Source organism: Stenotrophomonas sp. (genome assembly GCF_032061965.1).
GTDB lineage: Bacteria > Pseudomonadota > Gammaproteobacteria > Xanthomonadales > Xanthomonadaceae > Stenotrophomonas.
In genome coordinates, this window is the sequence record NZ_DAMBEF010000009.1 from 108034 (window position 1) to 127424 (window position 19391).

Consider the following 19391-nt stretch of genomic DNA (forward strand, 5'->3'; position numbering starts at 1 on the left):
TCGCACGCCTCCCCTCTTCCGCCCTTCGGGCACCCCCGCCTTCGCGGGGGCAGGCCCTTTGATCTCCCGCAAGGGGAGAAGGGAGCGAAATCAAAATCAAAAAGCGCAGCTGCCAACTCGCGCGCGCAGCGCTGACTGTAGTGCCGAGCCATGCTCGGCAGAGGCTTTCCCGGTAATGCCACCTGCCGAGCATGGCTCGGCACTACAGACAAAACCCAGCGCGCCGACTACGCGTCCAGGCCCAATTCCCTGCACTCACGCGCATACCAGCGCGGGGCATCATCAATCGGCTGGAAGACGTGGCTGCGTTCCATCACGCTCTGGTAGACGTGCACCGATATCGCGATCCGCTCGGCATCGCTGTTGCGCAGCGTATGGAACTCATCCGGCGGGATCAGGTTGCCGGCACTGCCCTTGCAGCCCTGCAGGCAGTCGCGCGGGGCGAACCGATAGCGCTCGCCATCGCGTTCCAGCATCTGGTAGGGGGTGATCTCCAGCGTTCCCTGCCACACGCCTTCAACGCACCACAGGCCGTCGTGGTCATGCAGCGGCGTGCCCTGCCCGGGGCCCCACGTCATGGCGATGATGCTGTAGCCGTGCTGCGGGCTGCGGTAGATCTCGCGGCGTGCATAGTGGCCGTGCACAGGGGCGTGGACGCAGGCCGGCAGCACGATCTGCGGATCGCGGATGGCCTGCTCCAGTACACGCTGAACCTGGGCAACGGTGCTGTACGTGTCAGCGGCCTGCAAGGCGGCGTCAATGCCATCCAACAGGCGCTGACGCCCGGCAAATTCCGGATGCGGCGAATGCAATGTCATGGCCGCAGTCTAGGCAAGCCAGGTAAAGATTCCGTTGAAACTATTCGCGCGCCTGTTCAGAACGTGCCGCGCTGGATGAACGGGGCCTGCTGATATAGCCGGCGTTCGCCACCTCGCGGGTCATCCATCTGTCTGCTGCGGGTATCGAACAGCATTGTCTGCCGGCGCTCCAGCCCGTAGTGCTGCCACTCCGGTAGGCCGGCATGGTTGGGATCGCCGTGGCGGGCGAAGGCCAACAGGGCATCGCTCATCGTGTCTGACAGCTGCTGCATCGCCGCACTGCTGCCGGTGCGTGAGCCGGGCTGGGTGTTGTTGTGGAACACCAGTGGGATGTCCAGCGTATGGAAGGCACGCAATTTGGCGGCATCGCCGTCGCGGTCGTAGCCATCCAGTTGATAGGCCCAGGTGGGTGCGCCCTGGCGGGCCCGCGCTTCCAGTTCTTCCACGGCGCCACGCCAGGAGCGGCCGGCGGTAGTGGCGGCGAAGAATACTTCCGACGGCGTGTATTGCGGGTACATGCGGCGATACTCGGCGATCACCACCGACGGCAGCAGGTCCACGTATTGCTGCGCCTCGAGCTTGGCCGGCAATTCTTCCCAGCTCAGTTCGAAATTCTTCGGATCATTGCCGAGGAAGGCGCGGGTTTCGTCATGGGTATTGCCGATCACCATCGGGATCGTCGCCGATTGCTGCGCGGCCTGCGGCCAGAACGGGTGCACCGGCAGGTTGCGTGCGTCCAGCACCGGGCCGACATACAGGCTGCTGTTCTCCACCCGCGAGGGATCACGCACCTTCACCGCTTCCAGCAGCTGCTGCATCGGCATGCGCCGCAATGCATCGGCATCGGTCTTGAAGTGCTCCAACACCAGCTGCGCGCGCTGGGTGGCGGTGCGCGGGCCGGCGGCGGTGGCCTGCTGGCCGCTCATCGTCCAGGCACGGTGGAACAGGCCTTTGGCCGCCGGCATCGCCATCAGCGTGGCGATCTTGGCGCCACCGCCGGATTGGCCGAATACGGTGACATTGTCGGCATCACCACCAAACTCGGCCGCGTGCTGGCGCAGCCACTGCAGCGCCTGGACCAGATCAAGCTGACCGACATTGCCGGAGTCGGCAAAGCGCTCGTCGCCGAGCTGGGCCAGATAGAGATAGCCGAACAGGTTGAGCCGGTGATTGACCGTCACCACCACCACGTCGCCACGCCGGCACAGGTTGCCGCCGTCATACAGCGGGTCGCTGCCGGAGCCGTTGTTATAGGCGCCGCCGTGGATATAGAACAGGATCGGCCGCTTGCCGCTGTCGCGCAGTGCGGGCGTCCACACGTTGAGGTAGAGGCAGTCTTCGCTGCCCGGGCCGTCGCTGCCGGTCTGCGGCGCGGCTGCGCCGTAGTCGAGGGCCTCGCGTACGCCGCGCCAGGGGTGTTCGATCAGCGCCGATTGGAAGCGGCGTGGTGCGGTATCGGCGCCGTAGGGGATGCCACGGAAGACGTGTACGCCAGCTTCGCTCTGGCCGGCGACGCGGCCGCTGCGAACGCGGGCGATGGGGCTGGTGGTGCTGGCCCAACTGGCGTTGCTGAGGCTGGCAAGGCCGGTTGCTGCGACCAGCAGGGTGGTTTGCTGGAGGAAGCTGCGGCGGGCCGGGTTGTTTGGGGTCTGGGGCATGGTGGTTGTCTTTGCTCAGGCGGTTTGGTGGTCAAGAGGCCTGATGGTTCTGCCCCCTCTCCCCAACCCCTCTCCCGCAAGGGGAGAGGGGCTTGAACCTTACTTCGGCTTGGTTGGTTGTTGCGACGCCATCCAGCTCAACGCCAGTTGCGGCCAGGCGGCGGTGGTCAGTCCTGCGGTGCCTCGCGTGCCGAAGCCGTGGCCGCCGTGCGGGAAAAGGTGCATTTCGCTGCTGACGCCGGCTTTGCGCAGGCTGTCGTAGAACAGCAGGCTGTTGCCTACCGGCACTACGTCATCATCGGCGGCATGCAGCAGGAAGGTCGGCGGCGTATCCGCGCGTACCTGCTGTTGCATGGAGTACTGCTGCAGTTGTGCGTCGCTGGGCGTGTTGCCCAACAGGCGCTGGCGCGAGCCTGCATGCACGTCGTCACCGCGCATGGTAATGACGGGGTACATCAGCAGCTGGAAATCCGGCCGTGCGCTTTCAGCATCGATCGCATCGGTGTGCGGGTAGACGGTGCGGTCGAAGCCGGTGCCCAGGCGCGCGGCCAGGTGGCCGCCAGCAGAGAAGCCCATCGCGCCGATACGGTGCGGATCCAGTCCCCACGCGTTGGCATGGTGGCGGATCAGCCGCAGCGCACGCTGGGCATCAGCCAATGCCGCTTCGCGATCATCGCGGCCTTCGCCCGGCAGGCGGTAGCGCAGCACGAACAGCGTGACGCCACCCTGCTCTGCCAACGCTGGCACCAGTGCGGTGCCCTCTTTGTCCAGCACCACCCGCTGATAGCCGCCACCGGGAATCACCAATAGCGCGCTTCCATTGGGACGGGCGGGGCGATAGGCGACCAGGTAGGGCGCGTTGACATGATCGATGTAGCGGTCTGGAAGGGCCGGATCCGCGCTGCGTTCGACGATGCGCTGGGGCTGCGACAGTGGCTTGTCCCCCGGTGCCATGCCCCGCGGCCACAGCGCGATGCGATCCGCCGAGCCCGGCTCGGGCTCGCCGTCGGTGGCTGCCCGCAGGGTGCCGGGAAGGAGGCCGACAGTTGCGGCGAAAGTCAGGTAAAACAAGGGTTTGAGAAGATTCATGGGCACGTCTGGCACAGCAGGGTTGGCGGACCGGCGCAAGTTCTGGTGCACTGCACATTGTCAGATGACACCGGTTTACCTTATACAGCCAGTCACGGCACTGTCGATGGGCAGTGCAACAAAGTCACCAGGAGACGCACTTGAGCAACGACCAAGGCAGCCAGCCGCAGGCAGATGCCGCGCTGGACGACATTGCCCGCACTTTCGTGGAAGCACGCCGCGACGGCCGTTCGCTTCCGGATTTCCCGGGGACGATTCCGGAGGACCTGGTCACCGCCTATCAGGTGCAGGATCTGGCCATCGGCCGCTGGGACGACCGCGTGGTTGGCTGGAAGGTCGGCTATATCGCCGCCGAGCGCCGTGACAGCTCCGGCGACGAGCGCCTGCTGGGCCCGATTTTCAAACGCAATCTCTGGAATGCTACCGGTGCCATTGTGGATATTCCGGTGTTTTCCGCCGCCGGTGGCTTCGCCGCCGTAGAGGCCGAGTACGTGTTGGAGCTGCTGGCCGATGCGCCCGCCGACAAGCTCGATTGGACCCCGGAAGAAGCCGAAGCCCTGCCCGCCCGCCTGCACATCGGCGTGGAAGTGGCCAGCAGCCCACTGGCGACCATCAATGTGCTCGGCCCGCGCGTGGTCGTGTCCGATTTTGGCAACAACAACGGCCTGGTGCTGGGCAGCGAAGTGCCCAACTGGACCCAGCGTGACGAACCCGAGCTGCGCGCGCAGACCGAGATCGATGGCGTGGTGGTTGGCACCGGCGGTGCCACCACCCTGCCCGGTGGCCTGCGTGCCGCCTATGCCTTTGCGCTGTCGCGCTCGGCCAAGCGTGGCCGTCCGCTGCAGAAGGGCGAGTTGATCGCCACCGGCAATGCCACCGGCATCCATGACATCAAAGTGGGCCAGGTGGCATTGATTCGCTTTGCCGGTTACGGCGACATTTCCTGCAGGGCCGTGCCGGCGGGGTAATCCCGCAGCCACGGTAGCAACGCGTTGGAGGGCGCAATGGTTACTCGAAGAGGCTTTCTGAAAACCGGCATGGGGGCGTTGGCCGCCCCGGTGCTTGCCGCCTGCTCCGCAGGCAACACCGCCACGCCCGGCGGCAGCCACGTGCTGACCGCCAGCGATGTGCATGTGGCCGACTATCCGACCGTCACTGCGGTCAAGTGGATAGGCGAGCAGCTGCAGCGTGAGACCGGCGGCCGCCTGCGCTTGAACCAGTACCACTCCGGCCAGCTTGGGCGTGAGTCCGAGGCGATCGACATGGCCCGCTTTGGCGCCATCGACATCACCCGCGTCTATTCCGGTGCGCTCAACAATGCGTTTCCGCTGACCCGCGCGCTTTGCCTGCCGTATGTGTTCGACTCGGTCGCACATATGCGCCGTGCGCTGGATGGCGGCATTGCCGATGCGGTGCTGCAGGGCTTCGAGAGCCGCGACCTGGTCGGCCTGGCGGTCTATGACTCCGGTGCACGCAGCTTCTACAACACCAAGCACCCCATCGTTGAGCCCAAGGACCTGCATGGCCTGAAGCTGCGCGTGGCCAGCTCGGACATCTTCCTGCAGCTGATGCGCCTGTTCGGTGCCAACCCCACGCCGATGTCGCTGGGCGACACGTTCTCCGGCATGGAAACGCACATGATCGACGGCGCTGAAAACAACATGCGCAGCTTTCATTCCAGCCGTCACTTCGAGGCTGCGCATTACTGGTCGGAAAGCCAGCATTCCTATGCGCCGGACATCCTGCTGATGTCGCGCCGCAGCCTGGATGGCCTGAGCCCGTCGGACCGTCGCCTGATCATTGATCTGGCCCGCCAATCGGTGCAGGTGATGCGCACCGCATGGGATGCATCCGAAGACAAGGCGCGCGAAGCAGTGCTGGCCTATGGGGTGAAGTCCAACGCGGTGGACATGCCGGCGTTCCGTGCGGCAGCCGAGCCGCTGCTGCGTGACTACCTGCAGCAAGCGGATATCGCCGCGTTGCACCGTCGCATCCGCGATTTCGCCTGAGGGGCCCCAGCGATGTCTGATACCAATGTAGAAACGGGCCCGGTTGGCATCCAGCGTGCGCTGGAACGGCTGGCTGACGTGGTCATCCATATCGCCGTCATCGCCCTGCTAGGGCTGGTGGTGGTCCAGGGTTGGCAGGTGTTCGCCCGCTATGTGATCAATGATTCGCCCAGTTGGACCGAGCCGGTGACCCTGCTGCTGCTGAGCACGGCGATGAGCATGGGCGCTGCGGCCGGTGTGCATACCAACCGTCATTTCGGTTTCTTCCTGCTGGCCGAGCATCTGAACCCGCTGGTCAAGCGGGTGATCGATGCGCTGGTGCCGCTGATCGTCGGCACGATTGGCGCCTTCATCGCATGGTGGGGCTGGCTGCTGTGGATGGATGGCCTGCACATCAAGACCGCGGGCGCTGATCTGCCGCAGAGCGTGAACTACCTGCCGTTGAGCATTGGTGGCGCGCTGATGGCGATATTCGCGCTCAATCGCCTGCTGCTGGCCCTGCGGGCCGGTTCGGGCACGGGCACCGCCGTCGCTGAAGGAGACCGCTGAATCATGGGTATCGCCATTCTCTTTGCCATGTTCGGCGTGCTGCTGTTGATCGGCGTGCCGGTGGCCTATGCGCTGGCCGCCGCATCATTGGCCACGCTGCTCTACCTGGACCTGCCCAGCATCGTGCTGGTGCAGCAGATTTCGGCTGGCACCGGCTCGGCCTCGTTGATCGCCATTCCGCTTTTCATCTTTGCGGGCGAAATCATGATGCGCGGTGGCATTTCCGAGCGTCTGATTTCGCTGGCTTCCTCGCTGGTCGGGCGCCTGCGCGGTGGTCTTGGCCAGGTCTCGATCCTGTCCTCGCTGTTCTTTGGTGGCGTCTCCGGCTCGGCCATCGCTGACGTTTCGGCAGTGGGTGGCACGATGATTCCGCAGATGGTCAAGCGCGGCTACGACCGTGATTTCGCGGTCAACGTCAGCATCACCGCGGCGCTGGTGGCGTTGCTGGTGCCGCCTTCGCACAACCTGATCCTGTTCTCGGCCGCGGCCGGTGGTGGCCTGTCCATCGCCGACCTGTTTGCGGCGGGCATCATGCCGGCGCTGCTGATGACCGTGGTGCTGATGATCACCGGCTATGTGGTCGCGCGTCGCCGTGGTTACGGCGTGGAAGCCTTCCCCGGCATGCGTGCGGTGATGCTGCGGCTGGTCGCCGCCCTGCCCGGCCTGGGCCTGGTTGCGCTGATCTTCTTCGGTATCCGTGCCGGCATCTTCACCGCGGTGGAATCGGCAGCCATTGCCGTGGTCTACGCCTTGCTGGTGACCACGGTGCTGTACCGCCAATTGAACTGGAAGGAGTTCATGGCCACCGTGGTGCATGCCGCACGCAGCACCGGTGTGATCCTGTTCGTGATTGCCACCGCTGCGGTGTTCGGCTGGTTGCTGGCCTACCTGCAGGTGCCGGCGGCGGCGGTGGAGTTCCTGCAGTCGTTCGCGCACAGCAAGTACATGGTGCTGCTGATGATCGTGGTGATGTTGCTGCTGCTGGGTACCTTCATGGACCTGGCGCCGATGATCCTGATCTGCACGCCGATCTTCCTGCCGGTGGCCAAGGCCTATGGTATCGACCCGATCCACTTCGGCCTGGTGCTGGTACTGACCGGCGGTCTTGGCCTGGTGACGCCGCCGGTGGGCTCGGTGCTGTTCATCGGCACCGCCATCGGCAAGATCAGCGTCGCCGACAGCATGAAGACCATCTGGCCGTTCTGGCTGGCGGGCCTGTCCGTGCTGCTGGTGGTGACCTTCTTCCCCGAGTTGTCCCTGTGGCTGCCAGCCCTGCTGCGTAGTTGATGCATGACGGCATGGGCAGGTCCTCTGCCCCTGCTGCGGAAATCGCGACGGCGCCCGCGCCTGTCGCCTTCACTGTGGAGATGTTGATGAACGTGACCCGTACCCTGGCCGCGCTGGCCACGGCATGCCTGCTGGCGGCTGCGCCGGCCTGGGCTGCCGATGCACCGACCGTGGCCAAGCGTGGTATCGAGAACCAGCGCATGGCCGATCTTGGCAATGGCAGCTTCCTCAACCCGGTGCTGGCCGGCGATCACCCGGATCCGTCGGTGCTCAAGGACGGTGATGATTACTACCTCACCCTGTCCTCGTTCGATGCCTACCCTGGCCTGCCGATCTGGCATTCGCGCGACCTGGTCAACTGGCAGCCGCTGGGCCATGCCATCAGCACCAATGTCGGTGCGATCTGGGCACCGGACATCATCAAGCACAACGATCGCTACTACATCTATTTCCCGGCACGTACCGCCAACGCGCGCAGCAACTTCGTGGTCTGGGCCGACGATATCAAGGGACCGTGGAGTGAGCCGATCGACATCGGCCTGTCCGGTTACATCGATCCCGGCCACGCCGTCGGCGAAGACGGTAAGCGCTACCTGTTCCTGTCCGGCGGTGATTACGTGCAGATCAGCGATGACGGCCTGAGCGTGGTCGGCAAGCCCAAGCACGTGTATGACGGCTGGCGTTACCCGGAAAGCTGGGACGTGGAATCCTATGCCCAGGAAGGCCCGAAGATCAGCCAGCGTGATGGCTGGTACTACATGACCACCGCCGTGGGCGGCACCGCCGGCCCGCCAACCGGGCACATGGTCATCACCGCACGTTCGCGTTCCATCCATGGCCCCTGGGAAAACGCGCCCAACAACCCGATCACCCGTACCCGCGACCGCAATGAACCGTGGTGGTCACGCGGCCATGCCACCCTGATCGAGGGTACGGATGGACGCAGCTGGATGATGTACCACGGCTATGAGAATGGGTATTGGACGCTGGGCCGGCAGATGCTGCTGGAACCGATCGAGTGGACCAAGGACGGCTGGTTCGAGGCCAAGGGCGGCGACCTTGGCTCCCCGTTGGCCAAGCCGTCCGGTGAGGCCGTGCCGCATGGCATGGCCCTGTCCGATGACTTCAAGGGCGGCAAGCTTGGCCCGCAGTGGTCGTTCTTCAACCCGACCCGTGAGGAATACCAGCGCCTGTCCTTCGACCAGGGCGGCATGACGTTGCAGGGCAAGGGTACGACCCCGCGTGACAGTTCACCGCTGACCGCCATTGCCGGCGACGTGGCCTATCAGTTCGAAGTGGAGATGGACATCGAGCCCGGTGCCTTCGGCGGCGCCCTGCTGTTCTACAGCGATCGCCTGTACGCCGGCGTCGGCAGCAATGGTGAGCAGTTCATCCTGCACCGCTATGGCGAGGAACGCCCCACCCTGCCCCAGCCCAGCGCCACGGGCGGCAAATTGTGGCTGCGGGTGACCAACAACCGCCACATCCTGACAGTACATACGTCCAAGGACGGGCAGAGCTGGCAGAAATACCCTGTTCAGATGGAAGTCTCCGGCTACCATCACAATGTGGCGGGGAAGTTCCTTGCGCTGAAGCCGGCCATTTACGCCGCTGGCAACGGCAAGGTCCATTTCCGCCAGTTCCGTTACCGCGCTCTGGATTGAGCGCGGGCCCCCTAGAATGCTCGTCATGAACGGTTTCAAGGACATGCCCTTGCGCAAGAAAGCCGACGCCGCCACCACCCCCCAGGATCTGGGGCGGCCCGCCACCATCAACGACATCGCGCGCTTGTCGGGTGTTTCCAAGAAGACCGTGTCGCGGATCATCAACAACTCGCCGTTGGTGCGCAAAGACACGCGCGACAAGGTCGAGGCGCTGATGCGCGAGGTCGGTTATACGCCCGACCCGTTGGCGCGTGGCCTGGCGTTCCGGCGCTCGTTCCTGATCGGCATGGTCTACGACAACCCCACCGCGCAGTACGTGGTGGACATGCAGAACGGTGCGCTGGATGCGCTGCGTGGCTCGACCTTCGAGCTGGTGGTGCATCCGTGCGACACCCGCAGCCCCGGCTACATCGAGGGCGTGAAGCGCTTCGTCCAGCAGCAGAAGCTGCACGGCGTGATCCTGGTGCCGCGTGCCTCGGAAGACCAGGCGCTGGCCGACATGCTGGACGAGATCGGCTGCCGCTTCACCCGCATTGCCGCGCTGCCGCTGGATGAGACCTCGCAGATGGTCATCACCCACGACCGCGACGGTGCGGCGGAAGCTGCCGACTACCTGCTGTCACTGGGTCATCGCGACATCGCCCTGATCACCGGCCCCACTGCCTACCGTTCGGCGCACGAGCGCACCGCGGGTTTCATCGAAGCCTTGGAGCGGCGCGGTATCGAGCTGCCGCCGGCACGCATCATCGAGGCCGGTTACACCTTTGAATCCGGTGTGGCCGCGGCCGAGAAACTGCTGCTGGGCAAGCAGCGCCCGACCGCCATCTTCACCGGTAACGATGAAATGGCCGCCGGCGTCTACAAGGTCGCCATGCGTGCCGGCATCAGCATTCCACGCGAGCTGTCGGTGGTTGGCTACGACGACAGCCCGCTGGCGTCGCGGCTGTGGCCATCGCTGACCTCGGTGCGGCGCAATACCCGCGACACCGGGCGCACCGCAGCCGCCATGCTGATCCAGCCCGAGGGCAAGAACGCCCTGCCGCTGGCCAGCGTGCGCCCGCACCTGATCGTGCGCGACTCCTGCCAGCCGCCTCAGGACTGAACGACTCAAGTTGCTGTTCCATAAAGGAAACGCTTATTCTTGCGGTGCAAAATGACACCGGTTTCCTAATTGACTAGAATCGCCCTGTCGGCCCGCATCCGTTTGCGGGCCTACGGGACAAGATCAGGCCGCCCTGCTCCGGCGGCCCCCGTTTGCACAACCGAACCACCGCTCAGGGAGAGGAACACCATGACGAATCCATTCAGTCTCGAAGGCAAGGTCGCACTGGTAACCGGTGCCAATACCGGCCTGGGCCAGGGCATCGCGCTGGCGCTGGCCGCCGCCGGTGCCGATATCGCCGGTGCAGGCATCGTTCCGGCTGACGAGACCGCCGAGAAGGTGCGCGCACTGGGCCGCCGCTTCCTCAACATCGAAGCCAACCTGATCAGCATCGAGCCGGTCGAGCGTGTGGTGGCGGAAACCCTGGCTGGCCTGGGCCGCCTGGACATCCTGGTCAACAACGCCGGGCTGATCCGTCGCGCTGACGCCGTCGATTTCAGCGAGAAGGATTGGGACGACGTGATGAACGTGAACATCAAGTCTGCCTTCTTCATGAGCCAGGCTGTGGGCAAGCACTTCATCGCCCAGGGCAGCGGCAAGATCATCAACATCGCCTCGATGCTGTCCTTCCAGGGTGGCGTGCGGGTGCCGTCGTACACCGCTTCCAAGAGCGGCATTGCCGGCATCACCCGTCTGCTGGCCAATGAGTGGGCAGGCAAGGGCGTGACCATCAACGCCATTGCTCCCGGTTACATGGCCACCGACAACACCGCGCAGCTGCGTGCCGACGAAGACCGCAACAAGGCGATCCTTGATCGCATTCCGGCAGGCCGCTGGGGCAAGCCGGAAGATCTGGGTGGCACGGCGGTATTCCTGGCATCGACCGCCTCGGATTACGTCAACGGCGCGATCATCCCGGTGGATGGTGGTTGGTTGGCGCGCTAAGGATTGATGGTGGCGGGTGAAGGCTTATAGCGCAGGAAAGAAGCGAAAGCTGAAAAGCGTTGGAGCGCCCTCACCCCTACCCCTCTCCCGCAGGCGGGAGAGGGGAAAGCAAACAGCCAAGGCAAAAGCTGAAGCAACAGCCGAAGCCAGAGCAACAGCAGAAGCCAAAGCAGCGGCAAGAGCCAAAGCAACAGCCAAAGCCAAAGCCAAAGCAGCGGCAAGAGCCAAAGCAACAGTCAAAGCAACAGCGAGCAGCGGCAGCCAATCTTCAGCCGCAAGCAGCACAGATTTCCCTTCTCCCGCTTGCGGGAGAAGAGCCTGTCCCCGCGAAGGCGGGGATGCCCCGAAGGGGCGGATGAGGGGAGCTCTAGCTTCCACCCCATCAACAACACCGTTTCCCCCTATAAATGAGAGTCACGCAATGAAAATCGCATTGATGCAGGAGTTCAGCCAGGCCGCCAAGAATCCGGTGGTGCTGGAGCAGCTCAACACCGTCGCCGCCGCACAGGGCCACGACGTCTACAACGTCGGCATGGACGGTGACAACGATCACCGCCTGACCTACATCCACCTGGGCATCTGCGCCGCGCTGCTGCTCAATGCCAAGGCCGTGGATTTCGTGGTGGCCGGTTGCGGCACCGGGCAGGGCGCGATGATGTCGCTCAACGCATGGCCGGGCGTGTACTGCGGCTACTGCATCGAGCCGACCGACGCCTTCCTGTTCGCCCAGGTCAACAATGGCAATGCATTGGCGCTGCCGTTCGCCAAGGGCTACGGCTGGGGTGCGGAAATCAATATCCGCTTCATCTTCGAGAAGGCGTTTGCCGGTGAGCGCGGCCAGGGTTACCCGGCTGAGCGCAAGGAATCGCAGATGGCCAACGCCGGCATCCTGGCACAGGTCAAGCAGGGCGCTTCGAAGGACTTCGTCGAAGGCCTGAAGTCCATCGACCAGGAACTGGTGAAGCAGGCCGTGGGTGGCGAGCGCTTCCAGAAGGCATTCTTCGACAACGCGCAGGACCAGGACATCGTCGCCTACGTGAAGAGCGTGCTGGGCAAGTAAGCCCGGCGTGCGGTAGCGCCCTCGCGGGCAGACAAGGGCGCCTGCGGGCGCCTTTGTTGTTTGTTGATTTTGGTCTCTATCAGCGCTCCTTGGAAAACGTATCCAGCCCTTCTCCCCTTGCGGGAGAAGAGCCTGTCCCCGCGAAGGCGGGGATGCCCGTAGGGCGGAAGAGGGGAGGCGTGCGAAGCACGCTTGCTTCTCGTCGGTGGAACTCATCAAAGCAGCGATCTTCGATCGCTACCGCTCTCCCCAACCCCCGCTCCGCGCCCCAGCCCTTGCGCTGGCGCAAGGGCGGTCAAGGGTCCACGAACCTTCGGTTCGTCAACCGTCCCCTCTCACCCCGCAAGGGGAGAGGGGCTTTTGAGCAGAAGCAGCCCATGCAATTTCATGCATCTTTTCTGGTCGGCATTTTCGCGTTTGCTTTTTCTTTCCAAGCAAAATGCCAAGCATCCCCCCACCGCATCTTCATCGCCGCAGATTCCACCGCAGCCACCTACGGCCCGGAGCGCGCACCGCAAGCCGGCTGGGGCCAAGCCCTGCAAAGTTGGCTGGATGAGAGTCAGTGGCAGGTGCGCAACCACGCCATTGGTGGCCGCAGCACCCGCAGCTTCATCAACGAAGGCCGCCTGGATGCCATCGAGAAGGAACTGCAGCCGGGCGATGTGCTGCTGATCCAGTTCGGCCACAACGATGCCAAGCAGGAAGACCCGACGCGCTACACCGATCCAGACAGCGACTACCAACAGTTTCTCTCGCGCTACATCGCTACTGCGCGCGGCAAGGGTGCCACGCCCGTCTTGATCACTCCGGTTGCGCGCCTTCTTTACGACTTCGGTGCGCTACTCGATACGCACGGGCGCTATACGCAGGCGATGAAACACGTTGCCGAGCAGCAGCAGGTGCAGTTGATCGATCTCAATGCCAGTTCGATGGCATGGATCCGCGCGCTGGGCGAGCAGGGCGCCAAGCCGTACTTCATGTTCGTGCCGGAGCAGAACAAGGCCGATGGCACGCACTTCAGTGTGGCCGGTGCCACGGCCATTGCCTGCCAGGTAATGCGTGGCTGGGTGCAGCTTGCGCCACAAATGAAAGCGGTGCTCAAGCGTGACATCGATTGCGCCACGATCAGCGCAGGGCAGGGCGTGCCGCTATCGATGGCAAGTGCGGCGGCTCCGGCAACGCCTGTTGCCAAGCCGGCGGCCACCCAAACGCATGGTTCGCAGGTCATCCGCGAACAGGATATTGGCCGCCAGCAACCCGGCCCGCATGGTGGCGCCGGCCCGACCACGGCTTACTCCTTCTTCGCCGAAGTAAGTGATCTTCCCTTCGTGATGCGCAAGCGTGTGCTGCACAAAGGCGCCGGCATCGGCCTGCATCCGCAGCACAAGGACGAGATCTACTACATCGTCAGTGGCCGTGGCCTATATGTGCTGGATGGAACGCAGTACGAAGTCGGGCCAGGGCATGCGCTGCTCACGCGCAGCGGCAGCAGCCACGCCCTGCAGCAGACAGGCGACGAGGACCTGGTGGTGATGCTGGCGTATCCGGCAACCAGCGACGCGGTGCGCTGAGTTTCAATTGCCGGGTTCTCCTAGCTATCGTCCTTGGGGCGAAGCGAGGGCGCTGGAGGGTCAGTTGACAGCGCTCCTTATCCCCCGCAACCTGCCGCCCAAAGGGGGGACTTGCAGCACATGAACCGTCTGGCCACAGCGCCAGGCGGCACGCGGCTGCAGGGAAGTGATGCCAGGCGCGGGTCAAGGCCTCGTCCACTGCACCTTCTTACGAGCGCAGTAAGGACGTTACAGATCACTTCAAGGGAATGCAGATGAACAAGCTCACGGCAATTGCCGTACCGGTGCTGTTGCTCACCGCCGCCGCCGCACAGGCACAGTCGATACCCGGATGGAAGGCCTATCGCGCGCAACAGGGCGGGCAGGCAACGCCGGTGACCACGCCCAGCGCGGATACCAGCACTACCGCCACCAGCGACGCGCAGTCGGCCAGCCCGGTGCAGTCCGCTACGCAGGTGCAGCCCGCCTACCAGACCGCTGCAACGTCTTACGCCCGGCCTGCTGCACGCAAGCCGCAGCCGGAAGGCGGCTTCTTTGTCGGCGTGCAGGGCGGTAGTGGCTGGGTGTACGAAGATGTGGACCAGCGAGCGGTAGCCGTCAGTGCCGGTTACCGCTGGCAGGCGGGCGATTACGTCCAGGTGGGTATCGAAGCGGGCGCCGGACGCCTGGCGGATACGACATGGCAGGACTACGAAATCCCCGAGGTCAAGTTCAATACCATCGGCGGCAACGCGCGCTTCAACTTCGGTAACAGCCCGTGGTTCGGCGTCGCGCGGCTGGGTTACTGGCGTGCGCGAAGCGAGGATGATTGGGGTGACAAGGTCACCATCGATGGTGCCTACAGCAGCCTTGGTGTGGGCGTGGACATCGGCCGGCATTTCAACCTGCAGCTGGTGTACACCGCGTACGCCTATTCGGCGGACGGTTATTACTACGACGACGAGTACGACGTGAGCCGGGCCGACACGGTTACCCTCGGCGGTGAAGTGCGCTTCTGATGCGGGATGCAGGTGCAGGCTGCCAAACCTGCACCTGTCTTGCCCGCAAGCGCTTGGCTAGGGCGCGGCCCACGGTTCCTTTTCCAACCGGGCTGCCAGGTAATCGATCACCGCCTGTACCCGTGCCGGCCGGTGCAAGCCCGGCGGGGTGATGATGTTCAGCGCCAGCGGCTCGACTTTCCAGTCATCCAGTGCCGTCTGCAGGCGGCCATCGCGCAGCTGCTCCCAGACCAGGAATTCCGGTTGCAGGGCCAAGCCAAGGCCGGCCTGCAGGGCTGCGTCGAAGACTTCGGCATTGTTGGCCTGCAGCTGGCGCGGCACGGTCTGGGCGAACTCGCCATGGTGCTGGTGGCGAAAACGCCAGGTGTTGCCGCCACGCGTATAGCTGTACTGGAAACCCCGGTGATGGGCCAGGTCACGGGGATGCGCGGGCCTGCCGTGCCGTTCGAAGTAGGCCGGTGCCCCGACCAGCAGGATGCGCACCTGGCACAGGCGACGTGCGCGCAGGCTGGAATCGGCCAGGGTGGAAATGCGCAGTGCCATGTCGAAGCGTTCGGCCACCAGGTCGACCATGCCGTCGCTGAGTTGCAGGTCCAGCTCGACATCGGGGTGATCCTGCATGAAGCCCGGCAGCAGCGGCGCCAGCCGCGAGACGCCAAACGACATGGGGGCAGCCAGGCGGATCAATCCCCGTAGTGCTGCGGACCGATCGGCGACCTCGGCTTCCACGGCTTCGCCTTCGCCCAGGATGCGGGTCGCGCGTTCCAGCGCCGCTTCGCCCGCAGCGGTCAGCGACATGCGCCGCGAGGTGCGGTGGAACAGGCTGGTACCGATGCGCGTTTCCAGCCGCGTGATGGCCTTGGACACCGTGGCCTGGGAGAGCTGCAACTCCTCGGCCGCGCGGGCAAAGGAGCCGGCTTCGGCGACTTTGGCGAAGATGGCCCAGGCTTCCAGATCAGGCAGGCGATTCACGGCAGGTACGTCCAGGGAGGGGCAGGGTGATCATGCTACAAACGGAATGAATGCTTTTCCATTGTTTCTATTCTCAGCATGGTTTGGCGACCCTAGACTGGCTCCTATCGAATCACCACCCGCTTCCAGGAGAACGCCATGATTGAACGTCGCCCGTTTGCCAGCCTTGGTGGAGCCAATCACGGTTGGCTCGATGCCAAGCACCATTTTTCCTTCGCCGAGTACCAGGACAGCAAGCGCATGAACTGGGGCGCGATGCGGGTCTGGAACGATGACACCATCCAGCCGGGCACCGGCTTCCCGCCGCACCCGCACGCCGAGATGGAAATCATCACCTATGTGCGTGAAGGCGCCATCAGCCACAAGGACGACCAGGGCAACCAGGGCCGCACCGAGGCCGGCGATGTGCAGGTGATGAGTGCCGGCACTGGCGTGCGCCATGCCGAATACAACCTGGAGCCGGGTGTCACCCGCATCTTCCAGATCTGGATCTTCCCGGACCAGCGCGGTGGCAAGCCGTCCTGGGGCACGAAGCCTTTCCCCAAGGGTGAGCGCTCGGGCCGCTTCATCGCCCTGGCCAGTGGCATGCAGGGTGACGACGATGCGCTGCCGATCCGTGCCAACGCCCGTGTCCTCGGCGCCACGCTGAAGGCCGGTGAAAGCACCGAGTACCGCTTCACCGACACCAGCCGCCACGGTTACCTGGTGCCGAACACCGGCAAGGTGGAGGTTGACGGCGTGTTGCTGGAAGCCCGCGATGGCGCCGCCATCACCGGCGTGGACAGCATCCGCATCACCGCGCTGGAAGACAGCGAGCTGGTGCTGGTGGATACCGCGGCCCTCTAAGCGCGGCGTAGCAGTTGGTTTCCCTGACAGCCGCGACCCTCGGGTCGCGGCACCGGCAACGCCTTGCCCGACGTCGGCAGGCGTCCGCTTACATCCTGTTCTGCAACGGAGCACGCCATGACCACCGCAACTGCCGCACCGGCCAACAGCCTGCTGGACCCCGACAACCACGCCCTGATCCTGGTTGACCACCAATCGCAGATGGCATTCGCCACGCAGTCGATCGATCCGGCCGTGCTGCGCAACAACACCGCGCTGGTGGCCAAGAGTGCCGCCGGCTTCAAGGTGCCGACCGTGCTGACCACGGTGGCCGAGAAAAGCTTCTCCGGCCCGATCTTCGATGAGATCAGCGAGGCCTTTGCGGGCCAGCCGGCGATCGACCGCACCACGATGAACACCTGGGAAGACGCCAACGTCATTGCCGCCGTCAACGCCATTGGCCGCGACCGCATTGTCTTTGCTGGCCTGTGGACCAGCGTGTGCATCGTTGGCCCGGTGCTGTCGGCGCTGGAGCAGGGCTTCGAGGTCTACGTCATCACCGATGCCTCCGGCGATATCAGCGTCGAAGCGCATGAGCGCGCGGTACAGCGCATGGTCCAGGCCGGTGCACGGCCACTGACCAGCCTGCAGTACCTGCTGGAGCTGCAACGTGACTGGGCGCGCGCCGATACCTATGCCTTGACCACGGGCATCGCCAAGGTCAATGGCGGCGCCTATGGCATCGGCATCAACTACGCCACCCGCATGTTTGGCGGTAGTGAAGGCGGGCACTGAGTCACCAACACGTCTGCTTGATTCCGGTTGCGCCACCCTGCAGCGGGCATACGCCCCATCGAGAGGCCCACGATGCATCCCGATCTGTCCGACCCTTCCCGTCGTCGCTTCGTCGGCACACTGGCCGCCGGCGCAACCGTCGCCAGCCTGCCGTTGCACGGCCTTGCCAATCCCAAGGAACTGAAGATGGCCGAGTTGATCATCCGCAATGCCCGCATCACCACCCTGGACCCGCGCAAGCCTGATGCCGAAGCCATTGCCGTGGCCAACGGCGTGGTGGTCGCGGTGGGGGACGAGGCCAGCGTCATGGCCAAGGCCGGCAGCCAGACCCGCATCATCGATGCAGGTGGGCGCCGCCTGGTGCCCGGGCTCAATGACAGCCATACGCACCTGATCCGCGGTGGTCTGAACTACAACATGGAATTGCGCTGGGACGGCGTACGTTCGCTGGCCGATGCAATGGCCATGCTGAAGGCGCAGGTCGCGCGTACCCCTGCACCGCAATGGGTGCGGGTGGTGGGTGGCTTCACCGAACATCAGTTCGTTGAAAAGCGCATGCCCACCCTGGATGAGCTCAACGCGGTGGCACCGGACACCCCGGTCTTCATCATGCGCTTGTACGACCGCGCGTTGCTCAATCGCGCCGCGCTGCGCGCGGTTGGTTATGACAAGCACACCAAGGATCCGCCCGGTGGCCAGATCCAGCGCGACGCGGCGGGCAATCCTACCGGCCTGCTATTGGCCAAGCCCAACGCCACCATCCTGTATGCCTCGCTGGCCGCCGGTCCCAAGCTGCCCACCGAGTACCAGATCAACTCCACGCGCCACTTCATGCGCGAGTTGAACCGGCTCGGCATCACCTCGGTGATCGATGCCGGTGGCGGCTTCCAGAATTACCCCGATGACTACCAGATCATCGAGAAGCTGCACGCCGACAACGAACTCACCGTGCGCATCGCCTACAACCTGTTCACCCAGAACAAGGGCGGCGAACTTGCCGACTTCCAGCGCTGGACGCAGATGCTGCAACCACGCAGTGGCGATGACATGCTGCGCCACAATGGCGCCGGTGAAATGCTGGTGTTCTCGGCGGCGGACTTCGAATTGTTCAGCGAGCCGCGCCCCGAGTTGCCGGCCGACATGGAGCCGCAACTGGACGATGTGGTGCGCCTGCTGGTGGACAAGCGCTGGCCGTTCCGCATCCACGCAACCTATGACGAGTCGATCAGCCGGGTGCTGGATGTCTACGAGAAGGTCAATCGCGATACGCCTTTTGATGGCCTGCACTGGATCATCGATCACGCCGAGACCATCAGCGAGCGCAATATCGACCGGGTCAAGGCACTGGGTGGCGGCATTGCCGTGCAGCACCGCATGGCCTACCAGGGCGAGGAGTTCGTCGAGCGCTATGGCGCCGAAGCTGCCGCGCAGACGCCGCCGATCCAGCGCATGTTGCAGGCCGGTGTACCGGTGGGGGCGGGCACCGATGCGACCCGCGTGGCGAGCTACAACCCCTGGGTGGCGCTGTACTGGTTGACTACCGGGCGTACGCTGGGAGGCCTGCAGTTGTATGGGGAAAGCAACCTGCTTGATCGCGAGCAGGCACTGCGGTTGTGGACCGAAGGCAGTGCCTGGTTCTCGACCGAAGATGGGCGCAAGGGCCGTCTGGGCGTAGGCCAGTTCGCGGACTTCAGCCTGCTTTCCAGCGACTACTTCACCGTGGCTGACGAGGCCATCAAGGACATCACCTCGGTACTGACCGTGGTCGCCGGCAAGATCGTGCATGGCGGCGGCGAGTACGAGGCATCGGCGCCGACGCTGCCGGCCCCCATGCCGGACTGGTCGCCGGTACGTCATTTCGGTGGCTACCAGGGCATCAGCCTGGCCCAGGCAACCGCGGTGGTGGCATCGGCCCACGGCCATGCGCATGGCAGCAGCTGTGGCGTGCATGGCCATGGCCATGCCGCCCACCACGACGCACCGACCAGCAACTACCAGGGCTTCTGGGGTGCGCTGGGCTGCTCCTGCTTCGCCTTCTGATCCGCTGCG

17 protein-coding genes are annotated in these 19391 nt (G+C 64.5%); 13 read left to right on the plus strand and 4 right to left on the minus strand.

Annotated elements, in window-relative coordinates; translation table 11 throughout:
• Positions 1-227: 227 nt before the first annotated feature.
• The 3 genes from RT460_RS06975 to RT460_RS06985 form a co-directional block, all read right to left on the minus strand.
• Positions 228-818, minus strand: coding sequence for a cysteine dioxygenase family protein (locus RT460_RS06975; RefSeq protein ID WP_313317995.1), 591 nt, complete (start codon positions 816-818; stop codon positions 228-230).
• Positions 819-874: 56 nt separating this feature from the next.
• On the minus strand, positions 875-2476 hold the full coding sequence (locus tag RT460_RS06980) for a carboxylesterase/lipase family protein (RefSeq protein WP_313317996.1): 1602 nt from the start codon (positions 2474-2476) through the stop codon (positions 875-877).
• Between the two features lie 99 nt (positions 2477-2575).
• Positions 2576-3565 (minus strand): alpha/beta hydrolase, encoded by a 990-nt coding sequence (locus RT460_RS06985; RefSeq protein ID WP_313317998.1) that lies wholly within the window; start codon positions 3563-3565, stop codon positions 2576-2578.
• A gap of 140 nt (positions 3566-3705) precedes the next feature.
• Between RT460_RS06985 and RT460_RS06990 the strand changes: the two genes are divergently transcribed.
• The 10 genes from RT460_RS06990 to RT460_RS07035 all read left to right on the plus strand — a co-directional run bounded on the left by RT460_RS06990 (position 3706) and on the right by RT460_RS07035 (position 14750).
• Entirely contained in the window at positions 3706-4533 is an 828-nt protein-coding gene (locus RT460_RS06990; RefSeq protein ID WP_313317999.1) for a 2-keto-4-pentenoate hydratase, read from the plus strand.
• Positions 4534-4569: 36 nt separating this feature from the next.
• Positions 4570-5574: a TRAP transporter substrate-binding protein gene (locus tag RT460_RS06995; RefSeq protein WP_313318000.1), complete on the plus strand. Its 1005-nt coding sequence runs from the start codon at positions 4570-4572 to the stop codon at positions 5572-5574.
• Between the two features lie 12 nt (positions 5575-5586).
• Positions 5587-6123, plus strand: coding sequence for a TRAP transporter small permease (locus RT460_RS07000; RefSeq protein WP_313318001.1), 537 nt, complete (start codon positions 5587-5589; stop codon positions 6121-6123).
• 3 nt (positions 6124-6126) lie between these two features.
• Entirely contained in the window at positions 6127-7410 is a 1284-nt protein-coding gene (locus RT460_RS07005; protein ID WP_313318003.1) for a TRAP transporter large permease, read from the plus strand.
• 80 nt (positions 7411-7490) lie between these two features.
• Positions 7491-9074, plus strand: a complete 1584-nt coding sequence (locus RT460_RS07010) for a family 43 glycosylhydrolase (protein WP_313318040.1) — start codon at positions 7491-7493, stop codon at positions 9072-9074.
• A gap of 43 nt (positions 9075-9117) precedes the next feature.
• Positions 9118-10176, plus strand: coding sequence for a LacI family DNA-binding transcriptional regulator (locus tag RT460_RS07015; protein WP_313318041.1), 1059 nt, complete (start codon positions 9118-9120; stop codon positions 10174-10176).
• A 189-nt stretch (positions 10177-10365) separates the two neighbouring features.
• Complete coding sequence (gene kduD, locus RT460_RS07020) at positions 10366-11121, plus strand: 2-dehydro-3-deoxy-D-gluconate 5-dehydrogenase KduD (RefSeq protein ID WP_313318004.1); 756 nt, start codon at positions 10366-10368, stop codon at positions 11119-11121.
• A 421-nt stretch (positions 11122-11542) separates the two neighbouring features.
• On the plus strand, positions 11543-12181 hold the full coding sequence (locus RT460_RS07025) for an RpiB/LacA/LacB family sugar-phosphate isomerase (protein WP_313318005.1): 639 nt from the start codon (positions 11543-11545) through the stop codon (positions 12179-12181).
• Positions 12182-12558: 377 nt separating this feature from the next.
• Entirely contained in the window at positions 12559-13752 is a 1194-nt protein-coding gene (locus RT460_RS07030) for a GDSL-type esterase/lipase family protein (RefSeq protein ID WP_313318007.1), read from the plus strand.
• Between the two features lie 254 nt (positions 13753-14006).
• A complete protein-coding gene (locus RT460_RS07035) occupies positions 14007-14750 on the plus strand; it encodes a hypothetical protein (protein ID WP_313318009.1) in 744 nt (247 codons plus the stop codon).
• A 57-nt stretch (positions 14751-14807) separates the two neighbouring features.
• Here RT460_RS07035 and RT460_RS07040 read toward each other — a convergent pair whose 3' ends face one another.
• Entirely contained in the window at positions 14808-15722 is a 915-nt protein-coding gene (locus RT460_RS07040; RefSeq protein WP_313318011.1) for a LysR family transcriptional regulator, read from the minus strand.
• Positions 15723-15860: 138 nt separating this feature from the next.
• On the opposite strand from RT460_RS07040, the gene RT460_RS07045 reads away from it, so the two are divergent.
• The 3 genes from RT460_RS07045 (at position 15861) to RT460_RS07055 (ending at position 19382) form a co-directional block, all read left to right on the plus strand.
• The gene (locus tag RT460_RS07045; RefSeq protein ID WP_313318012.1) at positions 15861-16568 is read left to right on the plus strand and encodes a pirin family protein; all 708 of its coding nucleotides are present in this window, start codon (positions 15861-15863) and stop codon (positions 16566-16568) included.
• A gap of 117 nt (positions 16569-16685) precedes the next feature.
• Positions 16686-17342 carry a hydrolase gene (locus RT460_RS07050; protein WP_313318013.1) on the plus strand — a complete coding sequence of 219 codons (657 nt, stop codon included), beginning with the start codon at positions 16686-16688 and terminating at the stop codon, positions 17340-17342.
• A gap of 186 nt (positions 17343-17528) precedes the next feature.
• Positions 17529-19382, plus strand: coding sequence for an amidohydrolase (locus RT460_RS07055; RefSeq protein ID WP_313318043.1), 1854 nt, complete (start codon positions 17529-17531; stop codon positions 19380-19382).
• Positions 19383-19391: the final 9 nt, after the last annotated feature.